Origin of the sequence: Streptomyces sp. NPDC007905, assembly GCF_042959345.1 — a bacterium.
Classification (GTDB): Bacteria; Actinomycetota; Actinomycetes; order Streptomycetales; family Streptomycetaceae; genus Streptomyces.
In genome coordinates this window covers 136563-150468 of the sequence record NZ_JBIBKS010000017.1, presented here as the reverse complement: position 1 = coordinate 150468, position 13906 = coordinate 136563, and the positions used below count along the sequence as shown (strand labels likewise).

The following is a 13906-nucleotide window of genomic DNA, read 5'->3' as shown; positions in this document are numbered from 1 at the left end:
GGGGAAGGGGATCAGCGGAGCGTGGCCGTGAAGCCCGCCCAGCTCCCGGGGGAGAAGAGCAGCGCGGGTCCGGCCGGGTTCTTGGAGTCGCGCACGGCGAGCAGTCCGGCCCAGGGGCCGGAGCGCGGCCGGGCCGTCTCCACGCAGTTGTTCGCTCCGGTGCTGTAGCTGCTGCGCAGCCATCGCACGTCGTGCAGATCCGTACTGGCAGGGACGTTCCGAGGCAGTGCTGACATGGTGCCTCCTTACGCGCCGTCACCTATCCCGGCGATGTATTCCAGCGATTCCTCGGGTGAAAGGGCGTGGATCCGAAGGGTGTTGAAGGCCTCCGAGTAAGCCTTGAGGTCTTCTTTCCGTTCCAGGTAGAGGCTACTCGTCAACTGGTCGAGAACAACCACATCCAGATCAGAAGTGCGCGGAAATGAGAAGATAACGAAAGGTCCGGTGAGGCCGACATGTGCGCCCGCGCCGAACGGCAGCACCTGCAGCCTTACTTGGGGCAGCCGGGCCGACTCGACCAGCCGTTCCAGCTGGCGCGCCATCACCTCGGGGCCGCCGACCTCGCGCCGGAGCACCGCCTCGTCCAGTACGGCGCTCAGCTCCAGCGGCGGATCCGCGCGCAGCACGTCCTGCCTGGCCAGCCGCACCTCCACCAGCGCGTCCAGCCGCTCCTCGTCCAGTCCGGCCACGACCGCGCGGGTCACGGCCCGGGCGTATTCGGGCGTCTGCAGGAGGCCGGGAACCACCGTGGTCTCCAGGGTGCGCATCCCGCTCGCCTGCGACTCCAGGCTGATGAAATCGCGGTAGGTGGGCGGCAGGATCCCCCGGTAGGCGTGCCACCAACGGCTGCGGCCGCCCGCCTCCTCGGACCCCGCCAACACCATCAACAACTCGCGCAGTTGTGCGTCCCTCACCCCGTAGGCATCGAGAAGTAACCGCACATCGGCCGGTTTCACCCCGCTGGCGCCGGTCTCGATGCGGCTCACCTTGGACTGGTGCCAGCCCACCAGACGGGCCGCGTCGCCACTGGTGAGCCCTGCCCCGGTGCGCAGCGTGCGCAGTTCGGCGCCCAGTTTGCGGCGCCGCACCGCGGGACCGTTCTGCATGGGGTACTCCTTACTCCTTCCGGGCCGCCCATATACGGTCTCGCGTCGCAGAGTTCACCGCTTTGAGCGACAGATATATGCATATCCTGGTGGATCGCTCCCCCGACCGGCCCGGTGATGGCAGTCTGACGAAGAAGCACCAGTCCGGGACCGTACTCGAACCATCCGCTCCTCGTCGGACTGCGGTCCCGTGGGAAAGGGACGACGTCGCCATGGCAGACCATCTGGAAGCATCCGTCACTCTGCCGAGCGATCCAGCCTCGGTCTCCGCGGCCCGCTCCTACGTGGTGGGTACCCTCGCCGAGTGGGGCCTGCCGTCGGACACCGAAGTCGCCGAGACCGTGCGGCTCATCGTCTCCGAACTCGCCACCAACGCCGTACAGCACACCTTCGGACAGTCACCCACCTTCACGGTCGACATCGCGCTGGACCGTGACGAACACCTGCGCATCGGTGTCACGGACAGCCATCCGCGCTTTCCGAAGAGACTGCCCGCCGCCGTCCAGCAGGACAACGGCCGTGGCATGGTCATCATCCGCTGGCTCACCGCCGAGTGCGGCGGCAAACTCCGCGTCCGCCCCACCCGCGAGGGCGGCAAGACGGTCTCCATCGAACTCCCCTGGAGCATCCCGGCCGAGCCGGTCACGGCGGCGGGACAGCAGGAGCCGTAGCCCTCCGGGCGCGAGAGGACGGGGGGAAGGGGCTGTACGCCCCCGAGGCGTGCGTGGGGCGGCGGTGGGAGACGTGGTTCTTCGGGCGGGGGTTGGTGCGGGGGAGTGGTTCTTCGGGTGGGACGTTGCGGTGTGCGGACGTGGCTCCTCGGGTGGAGTGTTCGGTGGCTCGGACCACCGTCCCTCGGGGCCCGGCGCTCGCATAGGGGGAGCTGTGACGTGTCGGCGCCCGAGGCAGGGGGGCCGTAGCCTTGCCGGCCCGGGTGCTCGAAGAGAGGCCCTGGCGCCTGACAGCCTCCGACGCCTGGGCCGCCGCTGTCCTCACGCCCAGCCAGTCCGCCCCGCCCGGCCGAACGCCCCGTGCGGCAGGGCACGGAACGCCTCCGCCGCCGGAGCGAGCTCGTCGGCCCGGCGTACGTGCTGCAGCTCGGCGTACGGACCCTGTGGGCGCTACGGCGGCCCGCCGGCGGCTCCGCCGAGGCGGCGCCGCCGACCGCGCATCCGCTCCGGCAGGGCTTCGTCACCAACGCCCTCGACCCGAAGGCGTCGCTGACCTTCCTCAGCCTGCTGCCCCAGTTCGTGCCGTCCGGCGGCTCCGCCCTGCCCAGGACACTGCTGCTCGCGCTGATCGTCTGCCCGCTGGCCCTGACGTGGTTCCAGGCTGGCCCTGACGTGGTTCCAGGTGGTGGCCCTGCTGGTGGACCGGCTGGGCGGATGGCTGCGCCGGCCCCGGGCCGCCCGCATGCTTCAGGCGGGCACCGGGGCGGCACTGACGGCTCTCGGAGCGGCCCTGCTGCTGGAGCCGCTCCTGCCCTGAGCCAGGGTCAGCTGACCCGGCCGTACCAGACGCTCCTGGTCCAGATCTTCTCCAGCCGCACCACGGCCCCGGTCCTCGGGGCGTGCCAGATCTTGCCCTTCCCGGCGTAGATGCCTACGTGGTAGACGCTGGACCCCGAGTGGAAGAACACCAGGTCACCGGCCTTGCGGCTGTTGGCCGAGATGTGGTGGGTCTTGTTGTACTGCTGGGCTGCCGTACGCGGCAGCTTCTTGCCCGCCTTCTTGAACGAGTAGAGCGTCAGCCCCGAGCAGTCGAACCGGCGCGGCCCGGTGGCGCCCCAGGCGTACGGCGCGCCCTTCTTGGACGCCGCGATCTGGAGCGCTTTCGTCGCCAAGGTCGCGGCCGAGGCGTCGGTGGCGAGGCCCGGAACCGCGATCGAGCCGCCCACGGCGGCGAGGGTGAGGGCCGAGGCCGTACCGGCACGGGCCATCAGCGACGGGACACGATTGAGCGCAGTCATGCGCAACCCTTCGTCAGCCGCCTGTGAAGGATGACCTGTCGGATTCGGGCTGGCGAAGTAGCCCGGCCGCGTTGCCGCGGCTTCACCCCAAGGGCTGCTCGGCACGACCGTCCGTCTGCGACGAACGTCCGTCCCGGCGACCCGTCTTGCTTGGGTCCTCCACTCCTGCCGATCCACTCCTGTCGACCGGTCATCCAGGCGGCGGCAGGACTCGGCGTCCGCCCGGACCGCCCCGCCGCGGTGGCGGGGGCTTGTCGTCAGACAGGGATCTTCACTCACAGGAGTCGCAAAATCCCAACGCAATCGGGGATTTGTGGCGTTACTCACCACTCACCCGTTCGGGTGGACACTGCTGTGTTCGAGTCGACGTCAGATCCCGCGCGTAGCCCCGGACCTGGGGCGGAGCACCTCCTCGCGGGCCTGGGAACCCTTCGCTGCGCAAGTCGGGAGGCCCGGAAAAAGGTCCGCAGATACGCCGGTCGGGGGTACGTCGTTCGGGCCGTTTCAAGCCCGGCCCGCACGGCCCGTCGACACGAGGGACCGGTCGGGCCGGACGCGCGTCCGGATCAGCCGACGCAGTCGGGCGGGAGCGCGACGCGCGCGGTGCGGCGCTCGCCGTCCAACACCCGCAAGGCCCGTGCCAACGTGTCCCCGTGCAGCTCCGTCTCGCCCCGCTGGTGCATCAGGGCCAGCGCGTCGCGCAGTTCGGCCGCCTTGCGCACCAGGGCCTGCGCCGCGCGCAGCCCGCGGTAGGTGTCCCCGGACTGCGCCGGGTTGATCCGGCCCAGCAGGTCGGCCGCCTCCAGGTAACGGTCGATCAACTCGCCCTCGGCACGCGTCAGTGCGGGCAGCGGCGGAAGCTCCGGTGGCAGCATCGGCGGCTCACCCCGCGTGCCGGGTGCCGGGGGTGGCCCTGCGGCTCGGGACGACACCGTCCACCAGGCCGTACGCCAGTGCGCCTGGCGCGTCCAGCACCAGGTCCCGCTCCAGGTCCTGGTGGACCTGTTCCGCGGTGCGCCCGGTGTGCCGGACGAGCATCTCCTCCATCAGCGTGCGCGTTCGGACCAGCTCCTCGGCCTGGATCAGGAGGTCGCTCGGCTGTCCTTGGGCCGGTTCGGGCAGGGCGGGTTGCTCCAGCACCACGCGCGCGCCGGGCAGGGTGAACCGCTTGCCCGGAGCCCCGGCCGCGAGCAGTACCACGGCCGCCGAGGCGGCCTGGCCCAGGCAGTAGGTCTCCACGTCACAGGTGACGTACCGCATCGTGTCGTAGACCGCCGTCATCGCGCTGAACGAGCCGCCCGGGCAGTTGAGGTACAGCGTGATGTCCCGGTCCGGGGCCGTGTGTTCGAGCTGCATGAACTGCGTGATCACGTCGGTGGCCGCCGTGTCGTCGAGTGGCGTCCCAAGGAAGACGACCCGGTTCTCGAACAGCTTCGAATACGGATCCAGCGTGCGCCGGCCCGTGCCGGTGCGCTCGGTGAACTCGGGCAGTACGTGACGGGCGGACGGTCGGGTCATGGGCGTACCCCTCCTCGCGACAGGGCCTCGATCGGCCTCGCTTCTGTAAAAAATGTACAGGACGTACATGGCCTTACGGTGGGCGTACATCCTGGTGATCCACTGGATGTCGCAGTTCAGAGGCGCTTTTCTGCCGTGGGCGAGCAGGGATGTCTCACGGAAGCTCACGCCCGGTCAGGTGGCGGCTTCCCCGCCAAAGCCCAAGAGCGGCGCGAGGTGATCCGAAGCGGCCCGCAGATCCTCCGGGCTCGGATGGACGTAGACACGCTTGGCGAAGTTGGCGGAAAGGCGACCGGCACACGCAGCGAGAATGACGTCCGGGACACCGTTGACGGCAAGGGGCATCAGGCACGAATGCCGCGCGCCGTGCAGGGCGGCTAGGCCTCGTCGTCGCGGACGCGGGCGAACAGCGCCTCGTCGAAGACGGGGGTTGACCGCGGCTCGGGCTCCGGCGGCGGGGTGTTGAGGCGGAGCGGTTGGGCGCTGACGGGGGCGAGGGCGACCGCGGTGCCGCCCGGGCGCCCGTTCGCGCGTGCGCTGCCCGGTGTCGCACGTCAGCAGCCGCACGGCCCCGTGCGGCACCCGCACAACGAGTTCACCGCCGAGGAGGCCAAGCGGATCCGCAACGACCTCGACAACGCCTGGCCCCGCACCGGTGCGGGGAAGGAGTTCACCCGCGACGTCGACACCCTGTACGACGAACGCGAGCTCGTACGGCGTTCTCCGGCGGCGACTTCCGACCCGCACGCCTTTCCGCCCTCGACGGGAGGAACCGCATGCGCCTTCGCCAAGCCCACGCGTTCCTCCGAGCCGCCACCGCCCTCGAAGCGGCCGGGCTCGGCTTCGAACCGCGCTGTTGCATCACGACTGTCCGGCCACGCCACGGGACATCGCCAGGGAGCGTATGAGCGGTTTCGCCGAGATCGCCGATCCGGACGACCCAGATCCAACGCCCGCACGTACATTGAAGGTCAGCCCCTCACCTGGGGCGACCCCATCCACTGCGCACGCTGCACCACCCACGCCCTCGCCCGGCCGGCCGAACCGCGCTGCCGCCACGGTGTGTGGCGCCGGCCCGGCAAGCGCTCGCGATCGGCAAGGAGGCCGGGCTGACCCCGGCGCCCGCGTTGTAACGCTGAGCGACGATGTCCCCGCCCCTGTTCGGCAGGCGGCGGGGGCTTCTCCGCGTGCTCAGGCGGCCTCGACGACCTCTGCGCGGACGGCCGCGGTCCACTGCACCTCTGGGGGCCGTACAAGGGCGGCCGAGCCAGGTGCACCAGGCAGCCGCACACCGACCGGCGGCACGTCGACCACTACACCGGCCGAAAGTCCCTCACCGATACCAAGGGCGTCGAGTGGACGAGCCGACCCGAACCCCGCGATAGCCGCTGTCGGTGCACGCCGCACCGACAGCGGGCGGACTCGCCTCCGCACCTCGTTCCCGACCGCAGCCCTGGACCTCATGGACACCCTGAACGCTCCGTAAGCTAGACGTATGGCCTACGAGATTCCGGTGACGCAAGCCAGGGCTGAGCTCGCCGACCTGATCAACCGGGTGGTGTACGGCGGTGAGCGCGTCGTCGTGACCCGGCACGGCAAGCCGCTCGTCGCGCTGGTCTCGGCCGCCGACCTGGAGCGGCTCGACGCCCTCGACGAGCCGGCCGAGGGGCAGGTGGTCAGTTCCGTGTCCGGGGTCCGTGAGGTCACGCCCGCGGCCCGGGAGCGGCAGCGCTTCGGGATCGCGGCCGAGCACCGGGGGCCCGGCGTCTCGTAGCGGGGTATGGGGGCGCTCATCGCGCGGTCATGCGTCGATCAAGGTCTGGTTAACGTCGCTGAAACTCCGGCGAACTAGCCTGCCGATCCACGCCACCAGGGGATTTTCTGCCCGTGTTGATCACCGTCGGGCAATTTGTCTGCGTGTGACACCTGTCCCGTCGTGGTGGCTGCGGCAACCGGACCCCGCACGGTCCGGAGCAAGGACTGTGAGGTGGGACGTGCAACTGACCCCGCACGAGCAAGAGAGGCTGCTGATCCATGTGGCGGCCGACGTGGCCGAGAAGCGCAGGGCCCGTGGGCTCAGGCTCAACCACCCGGAAGCGGTCGCCCTCATCACGTCGCACATCCTCGAGGGGGCCCGTGACGGCCGCACGGTCGCCGAGCTGATGTCCTCCGGCCGCAAGCTCCTCACCAGGGACGACGTCATGGACGGCGTCCCGGAGATGATCCACGACGTCCAGGTCGAGGCCACGTTCCCGGACGGCACCAAGCTCGTCACCGTCCACGAGCCGATCATCTGAGGGGGTTCCGCGATGATTCCCGGAGAGGTTCTCTTCGCGGACGGCCCGGTCGTCTACAACGAGGGCCGCGAGGTCACCCGGCTGACCGTCCTCAACGCCGCCGACCGGCCGGTCCAGATCGGCTCCCACTACCATTTCGCCGAGGCCAACCCCGGCCTGGAGTTCGACCGGGCCGCCGCGCGTGGCAAGCGGCTGAACGTGGCCGCCGGCACCGCCGTGCGGTTCGAGCCCGGCATCCCCGTCGACGTCGAACTCGTGCCCCTCAACGGCGCCCGGATCGTGCCCGGACTGCGCGGGGAGACCGGAGGTGCCCTCGATGCCTGAGATCTCCCGCGCCGCCTATGCCGACCTGTTCGGACCCACCACCGGCGACCGCATCCGGCTCGCCGACACGGACCTGCTGATCGAGATCGAGGAGGACCGCTCCGGCGGCCCCGGCCTCGCCGGTGACGAGGCGGTCTTCGGCGGCGGCAAGGTCATCCGCGAGTCCATGGGCCAGTCGCGCGCCACGCGTGCGGAGGGTACGCCCGACACCGTCATCACGGGTGTCGTCATCGTCGACCACTGGGGCATCGTCAAGGCCGACGTCGGCACGCGCGACGGCCGGATCACCGGCATCGGCAAAGCCGGCAACCCCGACACCATGGACGGCGTCCATCCCGACCTGGTGATCGGCCCCGAGACCGAGGTCATCGCCGGCAACGGACGGATCCTGACGGCCGGCGCCATCGACGCGCACGTCCACTTCATCTGTCCGCAGATCGCCGACGAGGCGCTGTCCGCCGGCATCACGACCCTGGTCGGCGGCGGCACCGGACCCGCCGAGGGATCCAAGGCGACCACCGTGACGCCCGGCCCCTGGCACCTGGCCCGGATGCTGGAGGCGATGGAGCAGTACCCGGTGAACGTCGGGTTCCTCGGCAAGGGCAACACCGTCTCGCACGAGGCGATGCTCTCCCAGATCCGTGGCGGCGCCCTCGGCCTGAAACTGCACGAGGACTGGGGCTCCACCCCGGCCGTCATCGACGCCTCGCTGACGGTCGCCGACCGCACCGGCATCCAGGTCGCGATCCACACCGACACCCTGAACGAGGCCGGCTTCGTCGGCGACACGCTCGCCGCGATCGCCGGGCGGGGTATCCACGCGTACCACACCGAGGGTGCCGGCGGCGGACACGCGCCGGACATCATGACGGTCGTCTCCGAACCGCACGTGCTGCCCAGCTCCACGAACCCGACCCGGCCGTACACCGTCAACACCGCCGAGGAACACCTCGACATGCTGATGGTGTGCCACCACCTCAACCCGGCGGTACCGGAGGACCTGGCCTTCGCCGAGTCCAGGATCCGGCCGTCCACCATCGGCGCGGAGGACGTCCTCCACGACCTCGGCGCGATCTCGATCATCTCCTCCGACTCCCAGGCCATGGGCCGCGTCGGCGAGGTCGTCCTGCGCACCTGGCAGACCGCGCACGTGATGAAGCGGCGCCGGGGCGCGCTGCCCGGTGACGGGCGTGCGGACAACCACCGGGTACGGCGGTACGTCGCCAAGTACACGATCAACCCGGCCCTCGCCCAGGGCCTCGCCCGCGAGATCGGCTCGGTCGAGACCGGCAAGCTCGCCGACCTGGTGCTGTGGGAGCCCGCGTTCTTCGGGGTCAAGCCGCACCTCGTCATCAAGGGCGGCCAGATCGCCTACGCGCAGATGGGCGACGCCAACGCCTCCATCCCCACGCCGCAGCCGATCCTGCCCCGCCCGATGTACGGGGCCATCGGACGGGCACCGGCCGCCAACTCGGTCAACTTCGTCGCGCCGCTGGCCATCGAGGACGGGCTGCCGGAGCGGCTGCGGCTGGGCAAGCGCTTCGTCGCCATCGAGTCGACGCGCGGGGTGACCAAGGCGGACATGCGGGAGAACGACGCGCGTCCGCAGGTGCGGATCGACCCCGACAGCTTCGCCGTGCACATCGACGGCGAACTGGTCGAGGCGACACCTGCCACCGAACTGCCCATGGCCCAGCGCTACTTCCTCTTCTGATGGCCCGGGCAGCACTGCTCGTCCTGGCCGACGGCCGCTTCCCGGCCGGAGGGCACGCGCACTCCGGCGGGGCGGAGGCCGCCGTCAAGGCGGGACGGATCACCTGCGCCGCGAGCCTGGAGGACTTCTGCCGGGGACGGCTGCACACCGCCGGGCTCGTCGCGGGTGCGCTGGCGGCCGCCGCCGTACTGGGCGTGGATCCGGCGGAGTTGGACGCGGCAGCGGACGCCCGTACACCCTCACCCGCGCTGAGGGCCGCCGCGCGCAGGCTCGGCCGGCAGCTGATGCGGGCCGCGCGTGCGAGCTGGCCGTCCGGCGAACTGGACGCCTTGGCACGGCAGTTCCCCAAGGGGGCGCACCAGCCGGTCGTGCTCGGCCTCGCCGCCCGGTCGGCCGGGCTGGGGCCCGAGGACGCGGCGTACTGCGCGGCGTACGAGAGCGTGAGCGGGCCCGCGACGGCCACGGTTCGCCTCCTGAGCCTCGATCCGTTCGACGCGACCGGTGTACTGGCTCGACTGGCGCCGGAGCTGGATCGCGTCGCGGATGCGGCGGTCGAAGCGGCGCGGAACGCGCTCGACGAAGGGGCCGACGCGTTGCCGGCCGCGTCCGGGCCGCTGCTCGAGATCGGTGCGGAGTGGCACGCGACCTGGCCCGTACGTCTGTTCGCGTCATAGTTGAGACATAGGAGCCGTACATGCACCTCGACCACACCCATCACGGCCCCGCCGCCGTCGGCGCCGACGCGCACCGCCCCGACGGCATGCGCCGCGCACTGCGGATCGGGCTCGGTGGGCCCGTCGGGTCCGGGAAGACCGCGACCGTCGCCGCGCTGTGCCGGACTCTGCGCGACGAGCTGTCCCTGGCCGTCGTCACCAACGACATCTACACCCGTGAGGACGCCGAGTTCCTGCTCCGGGAGGCCGTGCTGCCGCCCGAGCGGATCACGGCCGTGGAGACCGGCGCCTGCCCGCACACCGCGATCCGTGACGACATCTCCGCCAACCTGGAAGCCGTGGAGGACCTGGAGGACGCGGTCGGGCCGCTGGACCTGATCCTCGTCGAGTCCGGCGGGGACAACCTCACCGCCACCTTCTCCAAGGGGCTCGTGGACGCGCAGATCTTCGTGATCGACGTCGCCGGCGGTGACGACATCCCGCGCAAGGGCGGCCCCGGCGTCACCACCGCCGACCTGCTCGTCGTCAACAAGACCGACCTCGCCCCGTACGTCGGCTCCGACCTCGCCCGGATGGCCGCCGATGCCAAGGCGCAGCGGGCCGAACTCCCGGTCGTCTTCCAGTCGTTGCGCGGTGCGTCCGGGGTCGCGGACGTGGCCGCATGGGTGCGGGGGCGGCTCGCGGCGTGGACGGCATGACGGCGACCGGCCTCCGGGCACACGCGCGGATCGTCGCCCGCGCCGACGGACGCGGCGGTACGGCGCTGCCCGTGCTGGACGGCGACGGCCCGCTGGCGCTGCGCCGCACCCGCGCCAGCGGCTCCGAGGCACGGGTGATGGTCGTCGGAGCGATGAGCGGCCCGCTCGGCGGTGACCGCTTCTCGGTGGACGCGCGGGTGGAGGAGGGCGCCCGGCTGCACGTCGGCTCGACCGCCGCCACGATCGCGCTCCCGGGGCAGGCCAAGGGCGAAGCCCGCTACGACGTACGGCTCGACGTGGCCGACGGAGGGGAACTGCGCTGGCTGCCCGAGCAACTGATCTCGGCCCGGAACAGCGACCTGCACGTCACCACCCGGGCCGAACTCGGCGCCGGGGCACGGCTCGTGCTGCGCGAGGAGCAGGTGCTGGGCCGGTTCGGCGAGGAACCCGGGCGGCTCACCAGCCGGCTCACGGTGCGTGTCGCGGGCCGGACCGTGCTGGACCAGGAGCTGTCCTGCGGGCCCGGTGCACCGGGCGGCTGGGACGGTCCCGCCGTGCTCGCCGGACATCGCTCGGTCGGCCAACTGGTGGTCATAGGGCACGAGTTCGCCGAGCAGCCCGCTGCTGCCCGGATGCTGGGGGAGCGCGCCGCGCTGGTACCCCTCGCCGGGCCCGCCGTCCTCGTCAGCGCCGTCGCCCCCGATGCGCTCACGCTGCGGAGGCAGTTGGACGAGGCGCTGACCCTGCTCACTCGTGCTGCTCCGCTCAGCGGGATGTGATCGTCCGTTTATCGGATTGGTAAAGAAGGTCCGCGACCCCTGTTCCCGGACGGCTCACAGCGGAGAGGATCCCCGCCTGACCACTTGTAGCGAAGTAGTAGGGGGAGGGCCCACTTGAGGGACAACAGAGCGAAGAGCCGCCTGCTGGCGCTCGGTTCCGCCGGAGCACTCGTCACCGCGACCCTGATCGCCGGTGCGGTGGCGGCTCCCGCGGCCAGCGCCGACAGCCGCCACGGCCGTGACCGCGAGGCCCGGGGCACCGAGATCGCCGCCGCCCGCGCCGCCAAGGCCGGCATCGACTGGCAGGACTGCCCCGCCGACTGGGGGCTGGAGAAGCCCATCCAGTGCGGCTGGGTGAGCGTTCCGCTGGACTACGCCCACCCGTACGGCAAGCAGATCAAGCTCGCCGTGGACCGCATCGGCAACACCGGGACCGAGAAGGAGCGCCAGGGCGCCCTCGTCTACAACCCGGGCGGTCCCGGCGGTTCCGGTCTGCGCTTCCCGCGCCGGGTCACCACCAAGAACGCCATCTGGGCGAACGCGGCCAAGGCGTACGACTTCGTCGGCTTCGACCCGCGCGGCGTCGGCCACTCGGCGCCCATCTCCTGCGTCGACCCGCAGGAGTTCGTCAAGGCGCCCAAGGCCGACCCGGTACCGGACACCGAGGCCGACAAGACCGCGCAGCGCAAGCTCGCCCGCGAGTACGCCCAGGGCTGTGCCGAGCGCAGCGGCGCCATGCTGCCCCACATGACCACGCCGAACACCGCCCGCGACCTGGACGTCATCCGTGCCGCCCTGGGCGAGAAGAAGCTCAACTACCTCGGCGTCTCCTACGGCACCTACCTCGGAGCGGTCTACGGCACCCTCTTCCCGGGCCACCTGCGCCGCATGATCGTGGACAGCGTGGTCAACCCGTCGCGCGAGAACATCTGGTACCAGGCCAACCTGGGCCAGGACGTCGCCTTCGAGGGCCGCTGGAAGGACTGGGAGGACTGGGTCGCCGCGAACGACGCCGCCTTCCACCTCGGCACCACCCGCGCCGCCGTCCAGGACAAGTGGCTCCAGCTGCGCGCCACCGCCAAGAAGAACCCCATCGGCGGGGTCGTCGGCCCGGCCGAGCTGATCTCCTTCTTCCAGAGCGCCCCGTACTACGACTCCTCGTGGGTGACGGTCGCGGCGGTGTTCAGCAAGTACTACGCCGGTGACGCCCAGGCGCTCATCGACGCGGCCACTCCGGACCTGACGGACACCGCGGGCAACGCGGCGGCGGAGAACAGCAACGCGGTCTACACGGCCGTCGAGTGCACCGACGCCAAGTGGCCCACCAGCTGGCAGAAGTGGGACCGGGACAACACCCGGCTCAACGAGAACTACCCGTTCATGACCTGGGCCAACGCCTGGATGAACCTGCCGTGCGCCACCTGGCCGGCCAAGCAGCAGACCCCGGTCGACGTCAGGACCCACAAGGGCCTGCCGAAGGTGCTGATCGTGCAGTCCACCCGGGACGCGGCCACCCCGTACGAGGGCGCCGTCGAACTGCACAAGCGTTTCAAGGGATCCCGCCTGATCACCGAGAAGGACGCGGGCTCCCACGGCGTGACCGGCCTGGTCAACCCGTGCATCAACGAGCGGGTCGACGCCTACCTGATCGACGGCAAGCTGGACACCTCCGACGTGACCTGCGCGCCGCACGCCACGCCCAAGCCGTAGCCGCTCCGGTACGGCGACCGGGGGCGGCCGGACTCTCCGGCCGCCCCTTCGTCATGCGCCCGCCCGCCAGGCGTCCTCGGCGGCGTAGTCGAAGACGTCCGGATACGCCCGCGCCATCAGCGGGAAGCACTCCCGCCAGTCCCGGTCGTGGAGTGCGCCGGTCAGCCAACGCACCGTCGAGGGCAGGCTGTCCGCGTACGACACCACCGGCCGGTAGCCCAGCTCCCGCTCGGCGGCGGACATGTCGAGGACGACCGGCAGCGGCACCGACCACGGAGTCGAGCCCACCGTCCCACCGGGCGGGGGTCCGTCGACGAGTGTGGTCTTTGTCGCCACGCCCATGACCGCGTCGATCGCCGCCCCGATTTCGGCGACCGTCGGCGCCTGCGGGTCACAGGCGTTGAGCACCCGGGACCCGGGCCGGGCCGCCGCCAGCCGGACCAGTTCGGCGATGTTGCGGGCGCTCGCCGGATGGAACCGGCTCTCTCCCCGGTACGCGAGCACCCGCTCCCTCCGCCCGTCGAGGTTGCGCTTCACGAAGTACAGCTCGCGCGGGAGCGGGCTGTACGGCCCGTGCACGGCCCCCGCCCGCAGCAGGGTCGTCGGCAACCCAGCCCCGGCCGCGAGCAGTTCACGCTCCAGGGCGGCCTTGCGGGTGCTGTTGGTCGCCTCGCCCGGCGCCACCGTCGGCTGGGTCTCCGCGATCGGGACCGGATAGACCGGGAAGCCGTCCGGCTCACCCTGGGTGTCGAAGCCCCGCCCCTTGCCGTCCTCGTAGACGTTCACGCTGGAGACCACCACCGCCGAGCCGATCCGGCCCGCGAGGGCCGTCAACTGCCGTGCGTGACCGGCGCCGTGAGCCACAACGTCGACCACCAGGTCGCAGCCGTCGCCCACCACGGCCGCGAGCGCAGCGTCGTCCGAACGGTCCAGCCGGACCGCCCGCACCCCCTCGCCCCACGCCTCGTCCCGGCCACCGCCCCGCGAGGCGGCCGTCACCTCCCAGCCGTCCCGCACCAGCGCGTCCACCGTCGGACGGCCGATCTGCCCACTCGCTCCGATCACCACAGCGCGTTTCATACGGCGACCCTAGGCACGCCCGGGGCCCTGACCGAAG

General features: G+C 71.3%; 15 protein-coding genes, 1 pseudogene and 1 riboswitch. Of the genes and pseudogenes, 10 read left to right on the top strand and 6 right to left on the bottom strand.

What is annotated here, in order from left to right; genetic code table 11:
- Window positions 1-11 precede the first annotated feature (11 nt).
- Together ACFZDC_RS28385 and ACFZDC_RS28380 are read right to left on the bottom strand one after the other, a co-directional pair.
- Entirely contained in the window at window positions 12-236 is a 225-nt protein-coding gene (locus ACFZDC_RS28385; protein WP_391328351.1) for a DUF397 domain-containing protein, read from the bottom strand.
- Between the two features lie 9 nt (window positions 237-245).
- Window positions 246-1106, bottom strand: a complete 861-nt coding sequence (locus ACFZDC_RS28380; RefSeq protein WP_391328349.1) for a Scr1 family TA system antitoxin-like transcriptional regulator — start codon at window positions 1104-1106, stop codon at window positions 246-248.
- Between the two features lie 212 nt (window positions 1107-1318).
- On the opposite strand from ACFZDC_RS28380, the gene ACFZDC_RS28375 reads away from it, so the two are divergent.
- The gene (locus tag ACFZDC_RS28375) at window positions 1319-1777 is read left to right on the top strand and encodes an ATP-binding protein (RefSeq protein ID WP_391328347.1); all 459 of its coding nucleotides are present in this window, start codon (window positions 1319-1321) and stop codon (window positions 1775-1777) included.
- A gap of 381 nt (window positions 1778-2158) precedes the next feature.
- Window positions 2159-2594 (top strand): annotated as a pseudogene (locus ACFZDC_RS28370) (LysE family translocator); the annotation flags it as partial.
- A gap of 7 nt (window positions 2595-2601) precedes the next feature.
- On the opposite strand, the gene ACFZDC_RS28365 reads toward ACFZDC_RS28370, so the two are convergent.
- The 3 genes from ACFZDC_RS28365 to ACFZDC_RS28355 all read right to left on the bottom strand — a co-directional run bounded on the left by ACFZDC_RS28365 (window position 2602) and on the right by ACFZDC_RS28355 (window position 4593).
- The gene (locus ACFZDC_RS28365; protein ID WP_391328345.1) at window positions 2602-3075 is read right to left on the bottom strand and encodes an NlpC/P60 family protein; all 474 of its coding nucleotides are present in this window, start codon (window positions 3073-3075) and stop codon (window positions 2602-2604) included.
- A gap of 3 nt (window positions 3076-3078) precedes the next feature.
- A riboswitch (cyclic di-AMP (ydaO/yuaA leader) is annotated at window positions 3079-3302 on the bottom strand.
- A 339-nt stretch (window positions 3303-3641) separates the two neighbouring features.
- The gene (locus tag ACFZDC_RS28360) at window positions 3642-3950 is read right to left on the bottom strand and encodes a hypothetical protein (RefSeq protein WP_391328343.1); all 309 of its coding nucleotides are present in this window, start codon (window positions 3948-3950) and stop codon (window positions 3642-3644) included.
- A 7-nt stretch (window positions 3951-3957) separates the two neighbouring features.
- Window positions 3958-4593 carry an ATP-dependent Clp protease proteolytic subunit gene (locus tag ACFZDC_RS28355; RefSeq protein WP_391328341.1) on the bottom strand — a complete coding sequence of 212 codons (636 nt, stop codon included), beginning with the start codon at window positions 4591-4593 and terminating at the stop codon, window positions 3958-3960.
- A 1495-nt stretch (window positions 4594-6088) separates the two neighbouring features.
- Here ACFZDC_RS28355 and ACFZDC_RS28350 point away from each other — a divergent pair.
- The 8 genes from ACFZDC_RS28350 (at window position 6089) to ACFZDC_RS28315 (ending at window position 12789) form a co-directional block, all read left to right on the top strand.
- Entirely contained in the window at window positions 6089-6367 is a 279-nt protein-coding gene (locus ACFZDC_RS28350; protein ID WP_391328340.1) for a type II toxin-antitoxin system prevent-host-death family antitoxin, read from the top strand.
- A 220-nt stretch (window positions 6368-6587) separates the two neighbouring features.
- The gene (locus ACFZDC_RS28345; protein WP_093479411.1) at window positions 6588-6890 is read left to right on the top strand and encodes an urease subunit gamma; all 303 of its coding nucleotides are present in this window, start codon (window positions 6588-6590) and stop codon (window positions 6888-6890) included.
- Window positions 6891-6902: 12 nt separating this feature from the next.
- The gene (locus ACFZDC_RS28340; RefSeq protein WP_391328337.1) at window positions 6903-7214 is read left to right on the top strand and encodes an urease subunit beta; all 312 of its coding nucleotides are present in this window, start codon (window positions 6903-6905) and stop codon (window positions 7212-7214) included.
- A complete protein-coding gene (locus tag ACFZDC_RS28335) occupies window positions 7207-8928 on the top strand; it encodes an urease subunit alpha (RefSeq protein WP_391328335.1) in 1722 nt (573 codons plus the stop codon). The genes ACFZDC_RS28340 and ACFZDC_RS28335 overlap by 8 nt, the downstream gene beginning before the upstream one ends.
- Window positions 8928-9602 (top strand): urease accessory UreF family protein, encoded by a 675-nt coding sequence (locus ACFZDC_RS28330; protein WP_391328333.1) that lies wholly within the window; start codon window positions 8928-8930, stop codon window positions 9600-9602. Before ACFZDC_RS28335 ends, ACFZDC_RS28330 begins: the two co-directional genes overlap by 1 nt.
- A gap of 20 nt (window positions 9603-9622) precedes the next feature.
- Window positions 9623-10300 (top strand): urease accessory protein UreG, encoded by a 678-nt coding sequence (gene ureG / locus ACFZDC_RS28325; protein WP_391328331.1) that lies wholly within the window; start codon window positions 9623-9625, stop codon window positions 10298-10300.
- Entirely contained in the window at window positions 10297-11079 is a 783-nt protein-coding gene (locus ACFZDC_RS28320; RefSeq protein ID WP_391328329.1) for an urease accessory protein UreD, read from the top strand. Before ureG ends, ACFZDC_RS28320 begins: the two co-directional genes overlap by 4 nt.
- 114 nt (window positions 11080-11193) lie before the next feature.
- A complete protein-coding gene (locus ACFZDC_RS28315; protein WP_391328327.1) occupies window positions 11194-12789 on the top strand; it encodes an alpha/beta fold hydrolase in 1596 nt (531 codons plus the stop codon).
- Between the two features lie 51 nt (window positions 12790-12840).
- Here the strand turns inward: ACFZDC_RS28315 and ACFZDC_RS28310 are convergent, their stop codons facing one another.
- Window positions 12841-13869, bottom strand: a complete 1029-nt coding sequence (locus ACFZDC_RS28310) for an NAD-dependent epimerase/dehydratase family protein (RefSeq protein WP_391328325.1) — start codon at window positions 13867-13869, stop codon at window positions 12841-12843.
- Between the last annotated feature and the right edge of the window lie 37 nt (window positions 13870-13906).